Origin of the sequence: Actinomyces sp. 2119 (assembly GCF_003591215.1) — a bacterium.
In the GTDB taxonomy this organism is placed as follows: Bacteria; Actinomycetota; Actinomycetes; order Actinomycetales; family Actinomycetaceae; genus Actinomyces; species Actinomyces lilanjuaniae.
Genome location: NZ_QYRR01000003.1, coordinates 237,665 through 253,420 on the forward strand (window position 1 = coordinate 237,665; position 15,756 = coordinate 253,420).

Here is a 15,756-nt window from a genome sequence, read left to right on the forward strand (position 1 = left end):
AGGTGTGCAGGCTACCCACCCCGTAGGATTCCCTCAGGAGCGAGCCGTAGCCCAGCGGTGCCGACACCGTCGGCGCACACGGACCCCGCCCCACCAGGACCTACCAGCACCTGAGGAGCATCATGCAGGTCACCATCGGTATCAAGCACTCCAGCCGCGAGCTCTCCCTGGAGACCTCCGCCTCCCATGACGAGGTGCTGGAGGCTGTGGCCAAAGCCACCACCGAGCCCGTGACCCTGACCGACGACCGCGGCCGCAAGGTCTTCGTCCCCGCAGGCTCCCTGGCCTACGTCGAGCTCGGGGAGTCCGAGCCCCGCCGTGTGGGATTCGGTATCTGACCCCGGAACGCCCCAAGAAACGCCCCAGAGCCCAGACCAGGAGGCTTGTGGGCGCAACTGGTCTCCGGCCACGTCCTTCGTGTCGTCACCGTCACACCCGCAGCCCCAGGCCCCTCATGCGGGAGACGGCACCCTGGGACAGGACCGCGTGCATCTGCTCCGCCCCGGTGTCTCCCAGCAGCTCGGGGACCTGGGCCAGCAGGCGCTGGAGAGTGCCGATCTCCTCGCCCACCACCCGGCGCCCCCACAGTCCCAGCCTTGCAGCCAGCTGCGGGTCGCCAGCGATAGCAGCGTCCAGCTCTGCGGAGGCGTAGGTTCCGACCGGGTCCTGGGCCAGCTCGTCGATGAGGCCGGAGCCCAGGGGCTCGGGCAGGCTGTCGCACAGTGCCATACCGAAGTCCACGAGCAGCCCCAGGCAGAGGTAGGTCTTGACCAGCCGCTCGGACCAGTCCAGAGGCCGTAGCCGCTCGTCGAGGTCCCCGAGCACGCCCACGAAGCGTTCCACGGCCCCGTAGACCTCCACCCCGTGGGCGGCAGCCAGCTCCACGACACGATCGAAGGACGCGGCCGCCCGGGCACTCATCCGCATCAGCGCCACCCGTGACTCCATCCGAGGCGCCCTGTCGGCGTCCTTGGCGTAGCGCACGCACGCGACGGTGCGCGAGAAGGCGACCACCCCAACCACGCTGAGCTCGTGCAGACCCACCTGAATATGGGCGGACGGGCGGAAAGCTCCAGGTACCCCGGCCTCGTCCCGCACCTCACCCGACGCCCCGCCAGGCGTCCCGCTCCCGCTCGGAGTGTCAGTCATGAGCACAGGGTAGAGGAGGCAGGGCCGCCGGGCAGCCCGGGACGGGCTGGCTTCCCATCAGCCCGCGCTGCCACGTGACATCAGACACGACACCTGGAGCATCGTGGCCGTCGCAGCGAAACCGTGCAGGTTTCCGGCTACCCTGGCTGACGTCTGTCGGCTGCTCGGTCCTCCTGTAGCCAAGCCTGTCGCCTGCCGCCACGGCCACCGTGCTCACCCGCCGTACTCACCGCGTGGGACGCAGCCCGACCACGCACACCGAGACAGTACCGATAGACAGTACAGCCAGACAGCACAGATAGTACGCCGAGACAAGGACACTTGTGACCGACGAGAACCGCACAGCCGCCGTGGACAGCACCGTAGACGACGCCACGGATGACACCGTGGAGCCCCTGACCGCGCAGGCTGCGGCCCAGGCCTCAGCACCCGCCGACAGCATCACGGCCGGGACCGCTGGGACTACCGGGCAGACCGGCGTCACTGGGATCATTGAGACGATCGGCGCCCACGCGCCGGTCCTGGAGGAGTCCGTCCCGGACGTCACCGACGGCGAGGACACGCAGGCAGGCACGGAGGCCGCGGCCCGCAGGACCTTCGCGGACCTAGGGGTGGAGCCTGAGATCTGCGACGCCCTGACGGACAAGGGCATCACCCACCCTTTCCCGATCCAGGCCCTGACCCTGCCCATCGCCCTCAAGGGACAGGACATCATCGGCCAGGCCAAGACCGGTACGGGCAAGACCCTCGGCTTCGGCATCCCGCTGCTCATGGACACCCTGGGCCCCGGTGAGGAGGGGTGGGACGAGGACCCGGCCTCGGGCTCTCCCCAGGCACTGGTCGTCCTGCCCACCCGTGAGCTGGCCAAGCAGGTGGCCGAGGAGCTGGCTACCGCTGCCGCCAGGCGCACCGTGCGCATCATCCAGGTCTACGGCGGCCGCGCCTACGAGCCTCAGATCGAGGCCGTGGAGAAGGGCGCCGAGGTCGTGGTGGGCACGCCGGGCCGACTCATCGACCTCATGGACCGCGGAGTGCTGGACCTGGCCCACGTCACCACCGTCGTCCTGGACGAGGCCGACGAGATGCTAGACCTGGGCTTTCTGCCAGACGTGGAGAAGATCCTGTCACGCACCCGGGCGGACCGCCACACCATGCTGTTCTCCGCCACGATGCCCGGCGCCGTGGTGGCCCTGGCCAGGCGATACATGACCAGGCCCACCCACGTGCGTGCCCAGGACCCCGGAGACGACGGGATGACCGTCCAGACGGTCCAGCAGGTGGTCTACCGCACCCACGCCCTGAACAAGGTGGAGGTCATGGCCCGGATCCTCCAGGCCCGGGATCGGGGCCGCACCATCGTCTTTGCCCGGACCAAGCGGACGGCCGCCCGCGTGGCGGAGGACCTGGCCTCACGCGGCTTCGCCACCGCCGCCCTCCACGGCGACCTGGGTCAGGGCGCGCGCGAGCAGGCGCTGCGAGCCTTCCGCAAGGGCAAGGTGGACGTGCTGGTGGCCACCGACGTGGCGGCACGCGGTATCGACGTGGACGACGTCACCCACGTGGTCAACTACCAGTGCCCCGAGGACGAGAAGATCTACGTCCACCGCATCGGGCGTACCGGGCGAGCCGGGGGCTCGGGCACCGCCGTGACCTTCGTCGACTGGGACGACGTGCCCCGCTGGCGCCTTATCGCCAAGGCGCTGGGCCTGCCGGTCCAGGAGCCCGTGGAGACCTACCACACCAGCGACCACCTCTACACCGACCTGTCCGTGCCCCGGGAGGTCACCGGCAGCCTGCCGCGTGACCAGCGCACCCTGGCCGGGCTGGGTGCGGAGGAGATCGAGGACCTCGGCGAGACCGGAAGACGGGCACGCGAGGACAGGGGTGACAGCAGGCAGCGAGACCGTGGCCGCAGGGGCTCTCGAGGCCACTCCGACAGCCGCGCGGGGCAGGACGGCCGGGCCCGGCGCGGCCGGGCACGCCGCAACGGGCAGGAGAGCAGCGCGCACGCCGCAGGTCGCGGTGGCCTGGGCGGTAGACCTGCCGGGGACCCGGGCCAGCCGCCCCAAGCCGAGGCTGGCTCCGGCTCCCCGGCAGGCTCCGGTGGAAGCACCGGGACCGAGCGTGCGCAGGCAGGACAGGCCGCCGGGACGCCGCGGCGCAGGCGCACCCGTCGGCGCACACGCGGCGGCCGCCCCGTTCCCGGGCGCTGACTGACAGCCTGAGGCCCCGCCTTCCGGGCTAGGTGCACCATCGGTCACCTGGCCCGGCCTCTCATGGCCAGGCCTCTCAGGGCCCGGCCATGCTCAGGGCCGGACCAGGGGCAGTGCCCCCTCGTCAACCACCTGCTCCAGGAGCTCAGGAGGCATGAGATTCTCCCCTAGCCGGTTGGGCTTGCCGGTTCCGTGGTAGTCCGAGGCGCCGCTGGTACCCAGCCCCAGGCGCCGAGCAAGGGCGCGGGTCTCCTCCCGCTGCCCGGGGCCGTGGTCGCGGTGGTTCACCTCCAGGGCGGCCAGACCTGCCTCCGCCATCGCGGCGAAAGTCTGGTCGGGGACCAGACGACGCTGCCGGGAGAGTGCACGAGGATGCGCCGCCACCGGCACACCCCCCGCCGCCCTGACCATCTGGCAGGCCTCGACGGCGTCCAGCGCCCAGTGCGGCACGTAGTAGGGCGAGCCGGTAGCCAGCGGTCCGGCAAAGGCTGCGGACCGGTCAGGAAAAGCCCCGCAGGCCACGAGCGCGTCAGCGATGTGGGGACGCCCCACGACGGTGTCCTCACCGCACTGCTCCAGCACGTCCTGCCAGGTCACGGGGTAGTCCTCGCCCAGAAGCTCAACCATCCTCCGGGCACGCAGCCCCCGTGACTGGCGGGAGCGCCGCAGGGCGGAGGACAGGGCCGGGTCGTCCTCGCGGTGCAGGTAGGCCAGCAGGTGGAGAGTCACCCCCTCGCTGGCGCAGGAGACCTCCGTGCCCCGCAGCAGCACCACGCCCGTGCGAGCCACGGCCTGCGCCGCCTGCGCCCACCCGGCGGTGGTGTCATGGTCGGTGAGGCCGACGACGTCAAGACCTGCCGCAGCGGCAGCCTCCATGAGCTGCTCCGGCGAGTCGGTCCCGTCGGAGCAGGTCGAGTGGGTGTGGGGGTCAATACGCACCCAGCCAGTCTAGGCAGACCCGAGCCACGGATCCTGTGGCCCCGCGCAGCGGCCCAGGGCCGGGTCATGACCGGTCGGCGCAGGCCAGGGGGACCTGAGACCCCCACGCCGCCGGGAGACGGTGGAAGACTTCTCCCATGGTTGCCTCCCCAGCCCCAGACCTCCCGTCAGCCGACCCGCAGCAGGCCCCGGTGCGCTTCGGTGTCGTCGGTGCCGGGTTCATCGCCCGGTGGTTCGCCGAGGCAGTCGCCCAGGAACCCGGTGCGCAGATCGTGGCGGTAACCTCCGCCCGGGCCGAGCGCGCCGCCGCCTTCGCCCGGGAGCACGGCGTGGACTCCTCCTACGCCAGCCTGACACAGATGCTCCAGGCCCACGGGCCCGACAGCACGCAGCCGGTGGACGTGATCTACGTGGGCTCCCCCAACTCCTTCCACGCCGAGCACACGATCACCGCCCTGGAGGCGGGGTTCCACGTCCTGGTGGAAAAGCCCTTCGCGCTGACAGTCGCACAGGCCCAGGCAATGGCTCAGGCGGCACGGGAGGCGGACCGCTTCCTCATGGAGGCCTGGCTGTCGGCCCACGAGCCGGGCGTGGCCAGGCTACGAGAGACCCTGCCCCGCATGGGACGGCTGCGTCGCGCGGTACTGGTCAAGGAGCAGCGCTCCTCCCGGCTGGACGCCTACCGGGCCGGGAAGAACCCGCCCGCCTTCGACCCGGCAGCGGGTGGGGGCTCCCTCATGGACCTGGCGGTCTACCCCGTCAGCCTGGCTATCCACCTGTTCGGTACACCGGACCGGGTCACCGCCACAGGCCACCTCCTGGACTCCGGCGCCGACTCCCACGGAACGGTGGTCCTTACCTACGACCACGGCGAGAGTAGCGGCCTGGAGGTCGTGTGCACCCACTCCAAGACCTCGCCAGCCGGGGCCGGCTCCTTCATCGCCTCCGAACAGGACGCACTGGTCATGGACGACTGCCAGTGGCCCCGGCGCATCGAGCTGCGCGGGCCGGCGGCCAGTGACCTCAGTGGGGAGGGTGACAGGGGCGCGGCCAGGAACGGCAGCAGGGGTGCCGGACCCCAGGCCCGTCAGGACCTGTCCGTGGACCGGCACGGTCCCGCGCTGGGCTACGAACTCGCCGAGGTGTGCCGACTGGTGCGCTCCGGTGCCAGAGGCTCCAGCCTGCACCCTGTCTACGCCTCCATCGCCGCCGTGGACGTCCTTGCCCAGGCCCGCGCCCAGGTCGGGGTGCGGTTCCCCGCCGACGAGTGCGGCCAGCCCCGCTAGCACGCCTGGCCGCCGTAGCCGTCCTCCCCCGGCCCCTCACCGTCCTCCTCGATGATCTCCGTAGCATCGTGGTGGCATTATGGGGGCATGACGGACACCTCCCCGCCTCCGGCTTCCGCGACGACCCCCGCCCCTGCGAACCCGTCCGGGCAGGCTTCCCACAACGGCACCGGTGCCGCCGTAGACGGCAGCTCCCGCCCCGAGGCCTCCCAGCCCCTGGCCCAGCGCGGGGACAACCGCTCCCGCCGACCGGACAACCAGGCCTTCCGTGACTTCATCGCCTCCGGGTGGGGGCCCAGGTCCCACGAGCTGCCCGATGCCCTGCCCTCCGCCCCCTGGGCCGCGGCGCGCAGGCACCGCCTGGGCCAGCTCTTCCCGGGCGAGCGGCTGGTCCTGCCCGCCGGGAGCCTCCAGGTGCGCAACAACGACTGCGACTACCGGTTCCGCCCCCACAGCGCCTTCGCCCACCTGGTCGGCACCGGGACGGACTTCGAGCCGGACGCTGTGCTGGTCCTGGACCCCCTGGCAGGCTCCCACGTCTTAGCCCAGGCAGAGGGCGCCCGACCAGGCGCCCAGACCGCCGCCACCCACGAGGCGGTCCTGTACTTTCGCCCCCGCGCCTCCCGCAGCTCGGAGGAGTTCTACGCCAGCGCGCGCTACGGGGAGCTGTGGGTCGGTGCCCGGCCGTCCCTGGAGGAGGTGGAGGCAGCCACCGGTATCCGCTGTGCCCCCATCGACGCCCTGGGCGAGGCCCTGGCCAGGGACGCAGGCCCGGTACGGCTGCGGGTGATCGCCGAGGCGGACCCGGCCGTCACCGCCCTGGTCGCTACGACCCGCCATGCCGCCGGGCTGCCCGGGGGCCAGGAGGCCCAGGAGCTCGACGACCGCCTCGCCGAGGCCGCCAGTGAGCTGAGGCTGCGCAAGGACACCTGGGAGGTCAGCCAGCTCCGGGCCGCGGTGGAGGCCACCAGGACGGGGCTGGAGGACCTCATCCGCTCACTGCCCAGGGCCACGAGGCACTGGCGGGGCGAGCGCGTCCTGGAGGGAGCCTTTGCCGCCCGAGCGCGGGAGGAGGGCAACGGCCTGGGCTACGACACCATCGCGGCGGCGGGGGACCACGCCAACACCCTGCACTGGATCACCAACGACGGCCCGGTGCGCCCCGGGGACCTCGTCCTGGTGGACGCCGGGGTGGAGGTGGACTCCCTCTACACCGCCGACGTCACCCGCACCATCCCCGTGGACGGCCGCTTCACCGAGCCGCAGCGCCGTGTCTACCAGGCCGTGCTGGACGCCGCCGACGCCGCCTTCGCCCGGGCCAGTGAGCCAGGATGCCGATTCAGGGACGTCCACGCCGCCGCCATGGAAGTGATCGCCGACCGCCTAGAGCAGTGGGGCCTGCTTCCCAAGGGAGTCACCGCCCAGGACTCCCTGGCGCCTGAGGGCCAGTACCACCGCCGCTGGATGGTGCACGGCACCAGTCACCATCTGGGCCTGGATGTCCACGACTGCGCCCAGGCCCGGCGTGAGACCTCCGTGGACGCTGTGCTGGAGCCGGGGATGTGCTTCACCATCGAGCCGGGGCTGTACTTCCGCTCCGACGACCTGCTGGTCCCACCCGAGCTGCGCGGCACCGGGGTGCGTATCGAGGACGACGTGGTAGTGCGCGAGGACGGTCGGGTGGAGTCCCTGACCGCAGGCATCCCCCGCACCGTGATAGAGGTGGAAGAGTGGGTGAGCACCCTCCTGGGGGAATAGGCCGAGGTAGGTGGCAGTGGCGGGCCTCCTCAGGAGCCGCCGCGAGAGCCCTCTCAGGCCAGGCCCCACCCGGCCCACCCTTGACATTGCTTCGCCACTCACCGATATCATCGGCATATGACGATTGTTCATGGCCTGCTTCCTACCGACGTCACCAATGACGAGGCAGCCGTCCACGCCGTGGCTGACCTGGCGGTCCTCCTGTCCACGCTGGGCGACCCGACCCGCCTGGCCATCTTGAGCCACCTGCGTGGAGGAGAGCACCGGGTGGGCGAGCTCGCCCAGCACCTGGGCCTGGCCCAGTCGACGGTCTCCCAGCACCTAGCCGTCCTGCGGGCTGCGGGGCTGATCTCGACCCACACCCACGGACGGGCGCACGTCAGCACCCTGGAGCACCCCGACGAGCTCGCCGCGCTGCTGGTCACCGCCGCAGCGCTCCACCGCTCCACGACCGCCGCCCAGAAGACCACAGGCACTGCAGGCACCACGGACACCGTAGGCGCCATGGATGCTGTCCAGGAGGCACCGTGACTCCTGAGAGAACCCCCGAGACTTCTCCCCAGCGGACTCCGGAGAAGACGCCTGTGCCCGGTCCTGAGCAGTCGCCTGGGCCGACGACCGGGACAGCCCCGGGAGCCCGCTTCCACCACCAGGACGCCCCCTGCCGCTCGGACCTCCCGTCTGGCCGCCACAGCAGCCGCCCCGAGGACGCTGGCCACGACACCAGCCACGGCAGCCACCACGCCGCCAACCACCACGACCATGCTGCGGGCGCCTCCCGGGGACGGCTCGCTATCGCCCTGGGGCTGACCACCACTGTCCTGGTCGCCGAGATCGTCACCGCCCACCTCACCGGGTCCCTGGCGCTGCTGGCCGACGCCGGGCACATGCTGACCGACACCGCAGGCCTGGTCATGGCCCTGGTCGCCGCGCACCTGTCCACCCGGCCCCGCACCGAGCGCTCCACCTGGGGGCTACGGCGTGCAGAGGTCCTGGGCGCGGGGCTCCAGGCAGGCATGCTCGCTGTCGTCGGCGTCCTCGTCGGCGTGCGGGCGCTGGGGGCGCTCCTCGGCGGCGCGCAGGTCGAGGCCCCGGGCATGCTGGTCATGGGAGTCGTCGGGCTGGCGGCCAACCTGGTGTCGCTGTGCGTCCTGGCACGGGGGCGGGAGGACAGCCTCAACATGCGTGCCGCCTTCCTGGAGGTGGCCAACGACACCCTGGGCAGCCTCGGAGTCATCGTGGCCGCTCTCGTCGTGGCGACCACGGGATGGACCGGTGCGGACGCGGTCGCCTCCCTGGTCATCGTGGCGCTCATCGTCCCCCGGGCGGCCGCCCTGCTGCGCGCCACGGGCAGCGTCCTCATGGAGCAGGCCCCCTCCGAGCTCGACCTGGCCGAGGTCCGCGGCCACCTGCGCTCGGTGGAGCACGTCGAGGAGGTCCACGACCTGCACGTCTGGACGGTGGCCTCCGGGCTGGCGGTGCTGACGGCGCACGTCGTGGTCAGGGACCAGTGCCTGCGCGACGGGCACGCCGAGCAGATCCTCCACTCCCTCCAGGAGTGCGTCACCAGCCACTTCCCCGTGCGCATCGAGCACGCGACCTTCCAGGTCGAGCCCGCCCGGCACCGCGACCACGAGCACCTGGGACACTAGAGGTAGCGACACCGGACGCCCTCGGTCCTTGCAGCCCCGGCTCACGGTGGGCGTCCCTGACTCACCTCTCCCGACGGTAGCGCCTGCGGGTGGGCTCGGGCACGTGCACGTCCCCGCCCCTGCCCTCCAGGTGCTCGCGCGCAAATGCCAGGGCGCTGGCCAGCCCCTCACGCCTCTGGTCCGGGCTCATGCTGCCGGTCTTGACCTCGACCACCACCTGCCCTCCCCGGGCCTGGAAGCCCGTGGCCGCCAGGTGGGCCAAGACGCCCGCGCAGTCCTGGTCGCCCTGCCCGGGCAGGAGGTGGTCGTCCAGCGGTCCGGGGACACCGTCAGTCAGGTGGAGGTGGCGCAGGGTGGGTCCCAGCGCCCGGGCCATGGCCAGGGCGTCAGACCCGGAAGTGGCCGCGTGGGAGATGTCCAGGGTCACGGAGCGGTACCCCTGCCCCACCGGGTCCCAGGTGGGTGAGTAGGCCTGGAAGTCCCTTGTGGAGTGGGCGTTTCGCGGGCGCCAGGTGAACATGTTCTCCACCGCCAGGTAGATACCGGTGGTGGCCTCCCGCTGGGCCACCCCGGCCACGAAGGAACGGGCGTAGCGGGTCTGCCAGAAGAACGGGGGGTGGAGCACCACCGTGGGCGCCCCCAGGTAGTGGGCCAGCTCCACGGAGCGGTCGATCTTGTCCCAGGGATCGACCCCGAACACGCTGCGTGTCACCAGCAGGGTCGGGGCGTGGACCGCCAGGACCGGCTGGCCGTAGTCCTGCGACAGCCCCGCCAGGGTGCGGGCGTCCTGGGTGGCCTTCTCGCTCCAGACCATGACCTCCACGCCGTCAAAGCCCAGGGCAGCCGCCATAGCGAAGGCGGCGGGGGCGCTGGGAGGATACACCGAGGCCGTCGACAGGCCGACAGGCACCCCCACCGCTCAGTCCTCGTCCTTCACGTCGTACTGCTCGTAGTGCCCCGACTGACCTGGCTGGCCAGGCTGGTCCTGACGGTCGGGCTGCCCGACGTGCGGCCCCACCTGCCCTGCCTCACCGGCGGCCCCGGCACCCGGGTCCCCACCCTCGGGGTCCTGAGCCACCGGCTCACGCACTGCCTCACGCGCTGCGGTGTCCTGCACCGGGAGGCCGTCCGCCCCCTGGGGCAGCCGCACCCCGTAACGAGGCTGCTCGTCGGGACGTGAGCCGAAGGCGGTCGGCCCCCTGTTCGCCTCCCTGGCCCGGCGGCGGTCCTCGGCGCGGCGCGCAGCCTCACCGCCACGGGTGAGATTGCCAGGCACGTGAGCCAGAGCCCGGGCGGCCTCCCTGGCGTCCTGGGCAGCGATGATAGAGTAGCGCGAGGCGATGACTTGACTGATAGAGGTGAAGTCACGCCGACCCCGAGTCAGGGCATAGCTGATAACCTGAAAGAGGATGCCCCACACCACTCCCATAAGGACACAGGCCACCAGCGGGATGCCCGAGTTCGAAGGGTTGAACAGCTGCATCATGACACCGAAGAAGATACCGATCCACAGGCCGGACCCGGCGCCGGAGGCGATAGCCCTGCCCCAGCTCATGCGCCCGGTAATCCGCTCCACCTGCCGCAGGTCCGTCCCGACAATCGCCAGGTACTGCACGGGAAAACCCTCGTCGGACAGCGCGTCCACAGCGTGCTGGGCCTCGGCGTAGGTCGCAAAGGAGGCGATCTCCTCCCCGCGCGGCATGACTGCCCCACCAGAGGTAGCCAGGGCAGGGGACGGAGTCAGGTTCACGCTCATGGGCACATGGTTGCACGCTCCCGGCCGCCGCACCCCGCGCGCGGCCGTGCCAACGCCCAGGGCGCATAGTATTGGCTTGTGGAGAACACCAGGACACGTGCACCCAGCAGAGTCTTTATCGCCAGGCTGATCGGCACCTCTGTCTTCGACCCGCTGGGGGACGCAGTCGGCAAGGTGCGCGACGTCGTGGTCCTGCTGGAGGCGCGCGGCAACCCCCGCGCCGTCGGCCTGGTCACCGAGGTCGCCTCACGGCGCCGTGTCTTCCTGCCCCTGTCACGCGTCACAGCTATCGAACCCGGTGCAGTCATCACCACCGGCCTGATGAACATTCGCCGCTTCCACCAGCGCAACGTCGAGACCCTTGTAGTCGGCGAGCTCCTGGACAGGGTCGTGACCCTCAGGGACGGCTCGGGCACCGTCACGGTACGTGACGTGGCCATCGAGCAGGACCAGAGCATGGACTGGACGGTGACCCGCCTGTTCGTCCAGCGCGGTTCCAGCGGCCCCCTGGGCCTGCGCCGTGGGGAGAGCCTCACCGTGCGCCCCGAGGAGGTCGCGGGCCTGGCCGGCAGCGCGGCCCAGCAGGAGGCCACCGCCCTGCTGGCCACCATGGAGGACCTCAAGCCCGCCGACCTGGCCGACGCCCTGCGGGACCTGCCGCAGGCCAGCCAGTCCCGCGTCGTGGCCGAGCTCAGTGACGAGCGCCTGGCCGACGCCCTGGAGGAGCTCGGCGACGAGGCCGCGGTAGCCATGCTCTCCAGCCTGGACGCCGCGCGGGCCGCTGACGTCCTGGACGCCATGCAGCCCGACGACGCCGCCGACCTGGTGGCCCAGCTGCCCCAGCCCAAGGCGACGGAACTGCTGAGCCTCATGGAGCCGGAGGAGGCCAGGGACGTGCGCCGTCTCATGGCCTACGACGACTACACTGCCGGAGGCCTCATGACCACCGAGCCGATCATCCTGCCCCCCGAGGCCACGGTGGCAACCTTCCTCGCTCAGGCGCGCAAGGCGGAGATCACCCCGGCGCTGGCGGCGGTCGCCTTCGTGTGCCGCCCGCCCCTGGAGTCCCCCGCCGGCAGGCTCCTGGGTCTGGTACACATCCAGCGGGCGCTGCGGGAAAGGCCCCAGAAGATGGTGGGCTCCGTGCTGGACACCCACGTGGACTCCGTCCACGCCCAGGACTCCATCGGCACAGTCACGCGTCTCCTGGCCACCTACAACCTGACCGCCCTGCCCGTGGTTGACAACGCCGGCCGTCTCCTGGGCGCGGTGAGCGTCGACGACGTCCTGGACCACCTCATGCCCGATGACTGGCGCGAGGCCGACGAGGCGGTCACCGACGAGATGATCGAGAGGAGCGCCAATGCCTGAGCCGCTGGACACACCCCTGACCCGCAAGCGCTCACGCTGGCTGCGCCGCAGCCCGGGCAGGGCCTCCCAGTCCGACGTGGCAGGCCGCGTCTCCGAGGCCATCGCCCGCTTCTCCGGCACCCCAGCCTTCCTCATCTGGCTGACGGTGTTCGTGGCGCTGTGGCTGGGGTGGAACACCTGGGGACCGGAGAGGCTCCAGTTCGACCGGGCCTCCCTGGGGTTCACGGCCCTGACTCTTATGCTCTCCCTGCAGGCCTCCTACTCCGCCCCCCTGATCCTGCTGGCCCAGAACCGCCAGGACGACCGCGACCGAGTCACTGCCCAGCAGGACCGCCAGCGCGCTGAGCGCAACCTGGAGGACACCGAGTACCTCACCCGGGAGATCGCCTCCCTGCGGCTGGCCATGAACGAGGTGGCCACGCGCGACTTCGTGCGTTCCGAGCTGCGCGACATGCTACGTGAGATCCTCGCCGAGGAGCGCCGCACCCGCGCCGAGCTCTCCGAGTCCCCCGACTCCGAGGCTGCCAGCCAGTCCCCGGCAGCACCTGCGCCCCCGTCCCGGACTGACCAGGACACGGGGAAGGAGCTCCCCGAGCGGGACCAGGAACGTGCTACTCGCCACACCAACAGCCCTTCCCCGCAGCCCTAGGATAGTGATATGCCCGCACCCACACAGGAAGCCGTCCTTGAGGCCCTCAGCCGTGTCAACGACCCCGAGCTGCGCCGCCCCATCACCGACCTGGGGATGGTGTCCTCCGTCGAGGTCGGTGACGACGGGGCCGTGTCCGTCGGCGTGCTGCTGACCGTGGCGGGCTGCCCGCTCAAGGACACCATTACCGGGGACACCCAGCGGGAGGTGAGCCAGGTCGAGGGCGTGACCAGCGTGTCCGTCACCATGGGAGTGATGAACGACGAACAGCGCGCCGAGCTGCGCCGACGCCTGCGCGGGGGCGCAGCAGAGCCGGTCATCCCTTTCACCCAGCCGGGGAACCTGACCCGGGTCTACGCCGTCACCTCCGGCAAGGGCGGGGTCGGCAAGTCCTCGGTCACGGCGAACCTGGCTGCGGCCATGGCCTCCCAGGGGCTCAGCGTGGCTGTGGTCGACGCCGACATCTACGGCTTCTCCATCCCGCGCATGCTCGGGGTCAGCCAGGTTCCTACCCAGCTGGACGGCATGATCGTGCCCGTGACCGCCCACGGCGTAAAGGTGATCTCGATCGGCATGTTCGTGGAGGAACGCCAGCCGGTGGTGTGGCGCGGGCCGATGCTGCACCGTGCCGTCCAGCAGTTCCTCACCGACGTCTACTGGGGGGACCTGGACGTCCTGCTGCTCGACCTCCCTCCAGGGACCGGTGACGTCACGATCTCGGTCGCCCAGCTCCTGCCCAACGCAGAGATCCTGGTGGTGACCACGCCCCAGACTGCCGCGGCCGAGGTCGCCGAGCGCACCGGGCTGATCGCGGCCCAGACCCACCAGCGGGTCGTGGGCGTGGTGGAGAACATGTCCTACATGCCCCAGCCCGACGGGTCCAGGCTGGAGATCTTCGGATCCGGTGGGGGCCAGATCGTCTCAACCTCCCTGAGCGAGACCCTGGGCTACGAGGTCCCGCTCCTGGCCCAGCTGCCCCTGGACATCCGCCTGCGCGAAGGCTCTGACACAGGCGTCCCTGCGACGTCAGCCAATAACGGCAGGCCGCTGGCCGACTCCCCCGCGGCTCTTGAGCTGGCCGCGGTGGCTCAGCGCCTCACCCACCGGGCGCGGGGCCTGTCAGGCATGAGCCTGGGGGTCACGCCTGTGAGGTGACGAGCCCGCTCCCAGGCTTGTGCCCCGGTTGGCGGCGACACTACTGGCTGCTGCGGGCGGCACGGGCTCAGGCGGCTCAGGCGTCCTCCAGGACCACCGCTGCCGCCTCGGCGCGGGTACGGGCAGCCTCGTTGGCAGCACGCACGATCTCCCGCGGGGACAGGGGGCGCCCGCCCCCAGCACCGGTACCTGCGGGCAGGCTGTCCCGGGAGGTGCCGTGCGTGGCAGCGGACACCAGAGTTGAGGGCACTGTCGTCGGCTGCTGGCCTGAGCCCTGGTTCTGCGGGTCAGGTACCGCCTCGGCCGGGTCCTCGGCAGCCGGGTCGATCTGGGTTGGACTTGCGTCGGCCGGGTCGTCGTCAGCAGCACCAGGCCCGACGCCCGGCTCGGTGACCGCGTCCAGGACGCCGGAGCCCAGGATGTCGGGGTCCAGGGAGACGTCGCCTGCACCCGGGAAAGTATCCTCCTGCGCGTCCTCCGTACCGTTCTCAGCAGCGACCGCCGCAGCCGCCTGTGCCCTCGTCTCACTGATCTTCTCGCTGACCTGCCTGCTCAGGGAACGGCCCTGGTCCGCACGTACCGCCTCGTTGACCGCCTGGGCCGCAGCGGCCGAGCCCTCCCTGGCTGTCTGGGCCACCGACCGGAACGGGTGGGTCAGGTCCTCCCGAATAGCGTTGATATCCTCGCTCAGGGCGTCACGCACGATCCTGCGGGGGTCGTACTGTCGGGGGTCGAAGTCGGACAGGTCCAGGTCAGCGAGCTCGGGCCCCACCTCCTCGGCGATCTGCGCACGGGCGTTGTCCAGGTACAGCCGCAGCCGACGCACCATCCGGGTCAGCGTGCGCGCGTACTCGGGCAGGCGCTGGGGGCCCACCACGATCACCGCCACCAGGATAAGGACGAAGAACTCGGAGCCAGAGATGCCGAACACGCCGCCTAGTATAGGGAGGCCTACGTCAGCACCGGTCCCGGACGGGTGAGAACGGCCCAGGACGCCCTAGTGCCCCACCCCGCCGGACCGGGCGAGGTAAGGCAAGCATGTGGCGGATCCCCTCATCCCTCCCGGTTCCTGGGACAATACGGCCTGGGCGGCTACGCCCCACGGTCGGCGGCTGGAAGAGGGTCACAGTGAGTGCGGACAAGACACTGAGCTGGTCCTACACGGAGGACTTTCCCCTGGAGGACGACGCCATCGCCCAGGCCCGGATGCGGAGCCTGGAGCTGGGCATCGCCCCCGTCTCCTCGGGCACCGGTGCTGCGCTGCGCGTGCTGGCTGCCTCCGTCGGGGCCAAGTCCGTGGCGGAGGTCGGCACGGGAACCGGTGTGTCCGGGCTGTGGCTCCTGGGCGGGATGGGGGCCGACGGCGTCCTGACGACGATCGACGTGGAAGCCGAGCTGCAGCGGCAGGCCCGGCGCTCCTTCGACCTCGCCGGCTTTCCCGCGTCACGCACTCGCGTCATCCAGGGACGAGCCTCCGACGTCATGCCCCGGATGGCAGCACGCAGCTACGACATGGTGGTCCTTGACGTCGAGCCGCGCGACGCTGTCGACCTGGCTGACTACGCGCTGCGCATGCTGCGTACCGGCGGGGTGCTGGCCGTGACCCGGGCGCTGTGGCACGACCATGTCGCCGACCCGGCACGCCGAGACGCCACCACGGTGGCCGCTCGCGAGCTCGGCAAGGCGCTGCGTAACTCCCCGCTGCTGCTCACCACCCTGCTCCCGGTGGGCGACGGCCTCCTGGTATCCGTCAGGCAGGCCTGAGGCTGCCACGACACGGGTACACGGACGGCAAGGTACGCATAGGTGACAAAGCATGCGGACCGGG

The 15,756-nt window shown here is 71.2% G+C and carries 15 protein-coding genes; 10 read left to right on the forward strand and 5 right to left on the reverse strand.

Annotated features, from left to right (window positions below; genetic code table 11):
* Positions 1-122 precede the first annotated feature (122 nt).
* Positions 123-338 carry a DUF3107 domain-containing protein gene (locus D4740_RS04780; RefSeq protein ID WP_119835799.1) on the forward strand — a complete coding sequence of 72 codons (216 nt, stop codon included), beginning with the start codon at positions 123-125 and terminating at the stop codon, positions 336-338.
* A gap of 91 nt (positions 339-429) precedes the next feature.
* Here D4740_RS04780 and D4740_RS04785 read toward each other — a convergent pair whose 3' ends face one another.
* Positions 430-1,149, reverse strand: a complete 720-nt coding sequence (locus D4740_RS04785) for a ferritin-like fold-containing protein (RefSeq protein ID WP_119835800.1) — start codon at positions 1,147-1,149, stop codon at positions 430-432.
* Positions 1,150-1,472: 323 nt separating this feature from the next.
* On the opposite strand from D4740_RS04785, the gene D4740_RS04790 reads away from it, so the two are divergent.
* Complete coding sequence (locus tag D4740_RS04790) at positions 1,473-3,362, forward strand: DEAD/DEAH box helicase (RefSeq protein WP_396027224.1); 1,890 nt, start codon at positions 1,473-1,475, stop codon at positions 3,360-3,362.
* Positions 3,363-3,455: 93 nt separating this feature from the next.
* Here the strand turns inward: D4740_RS04790 and D4740_RS04795 are convergent, their stop codons facing one another.
* Positions 3,456-4,301: a PHP domain-containing protein gene (locus D4740_RS04795; RefSeq protein WP_119835801.1), complete on the reverse strand. Its 846-nt coding sequence runs from the start codon at positions 4,299-4,301 to the stop codon at positions 3,456-3,458.
* Positions 4,302-4,438: 137 nt separating this feature from the next.
* On the opposite strand from D4740_RS04795, the gene D4740_RS04800 reads away from it, so the two are divergent.
* The 4 genes from D4740_RS04800 to D4740_RS04815 all read left to right on the forward strand — a co-directional run bounded on the left by D4740_RS04800 (position 4,439) and on the right by D4740_RS04815 (position 8,997).
* Complete coding sequence (locus D4740_RS04800; RefSeq protein ID WP_119835802.1) at positions 4,439-5,587, forward strand: Gfo/Idh/MocA family protein; 1,149 nt, start codon at positions 4,439-4,441, stop codon at positions 5,585-5,587.
* 87 nt (positions 5,588-5,674) lie between these two features.
* Positions 5,675-7,345, forward strand: coding sequence for an aminopeptidase P family protein (locus D4740_RS04805; RefSeq protein WP_119835803.1), 1,671 nt, complete (start codon positions 5,675-5,677; stop codon positions 7,343-7,345).
* 117 nt (positions 7,346-7,462) lie between these two features.
* A complete protein-coding gene (locus tag D4740_RS04810) occupies positions 7,463-7,876 on the forward strand; it encodes a metalloregulator ArsR/SmtB family transcription factor (protein ID WP_119835804.1) in 414 nt (137 codons plus the stop codon).
* Complete coding sequence (locus D4740_RS04815; protein WP_396027225.1) at positions 7,873-8,997, forward strand: cation diffusion facilitator family transporter; 1,125 nt, start codon at positions 7,873-7,875, stop codon at positions 8,995-8,997. Before D4740_RS04810 ends, D4740_RS04815 begins: the two co-directional genes overlap by 4 nt.
* Positions 8,998-9,058: 61 nt before the next feature.
* On the opposite strand, the gene D4740_RS04820 is transcribed toward D4740_RS04815, so the two are convergent.
* Together D4740_RS04820 and D4740_RS04825 are read right to left on the reverse strand one after the other, a co-directional pair.
* Complete coding sequence (locus tag D4740_RS04820; protein WP_119835805.1) at positions 9,059-9,913, reverse strand: sugar phosphate isomerase/epimerase; 855 nt, start codon at positions 9,911-9,913, stop codon at positions 9,059-9,061.
* Between the two features lie 3 nt (positions 9,914-9,916).
* On the reverse strand, positions 9,917-10,753 hold the full coding sequence (locus tag D4740_RS04825; RefSeq protein WP_243106938.1) for a general stress protein: 837 nt from the start codon (positions 10,751-10,753) through the stop codon (positions 9,917-9,919).
* A gap of 78 nt (positions 10,754-10,831) precedes the next feature.
* Here D4740_RS04825 and D4740_RS04830 point away from each other — a divergent pair, with 78 nt between their 5' ends.
* The 3 genes from D4740_RS04830 to D4740_RS04840 are packed head-to-tail and all read left to right on the forward strand — an operon-like array spanning position 10,832 to position 13,928.
* Positions 10,832-12,124 carry a magnesium transporter MgtE N-terminal domain-containing protein gene (locus D4740_RS04830; RefSeq protein ID WP_119835806.1) on the forward strand — a complete coding sequence of 431 codons (1,293 nt, stop codon included), beginning with the start codon at positions 10,832-10,834 and terminating at the stop codon, positions 12,122-12,124.
* The gene (locus D4740_RS04835) at positions 12,117-12,773 is read left to right on the forward strand and encodes a DUF1003 domain-containing protein (RefSeq protein WP_119835807.1); all 657 of its coding nucleotides are present in this window, start codon (positions 12,117-12,119) and stop codon (positions 12,771-12,773) included. The genes D4740_RS04830 and D4740_RS04835 overlap by 8 nt, the downstream gene beginning before the upstream one ends.
* Positions 12,774-12,782: 9 nt before the next feature.
* Positions 12,783-13,928: an Mrp/NBP35 family ATP-binding protein gene (locus tag D4740_RS04840; RefSeq protein ID WP_119835808.1), complete on the forward strand. Its 1,146-nt coding sequence runs from the start codon at positions 12,783-12,785 to the stop codon at positions 13,926-13,928.
* Between the two features lie 76 nt (positions 13,929-14,004).
* On the opposite strand, the gene D4740_RS04845 is transcribed toward D4740_RS04840, so the two are convergent.
* Complete coding sequence (locus D4740_RS04845; RefSeq protein WP_119835809.1) at positions 14,005-14,859, reverse strand: twin-arginine translocase TatA/TatE family subunit; 855 nt, start codon at positions 14,857-14,859, stop codon at positions 14,005-14,007.
* A gap of 197 nt (positions 14,860-15,056) precedes the next feature.
* Here D4740_RS04845 and D4740_RS04850 point away from each other — a divergent pair, with 197 nt between their 5' ends.
* Complete coding sequence (locus D4740_RS04850) at positions 15,057-15,692, forward strand: O-methyltransferase (RefSeq protein ID WP_119835810.1); 636 nt, start codon at positions 15,057-15,059, stop codon at positions 15,690-15,692.
* Positions 15,693-15,756 lie beyond the last annotated feature (64 nt).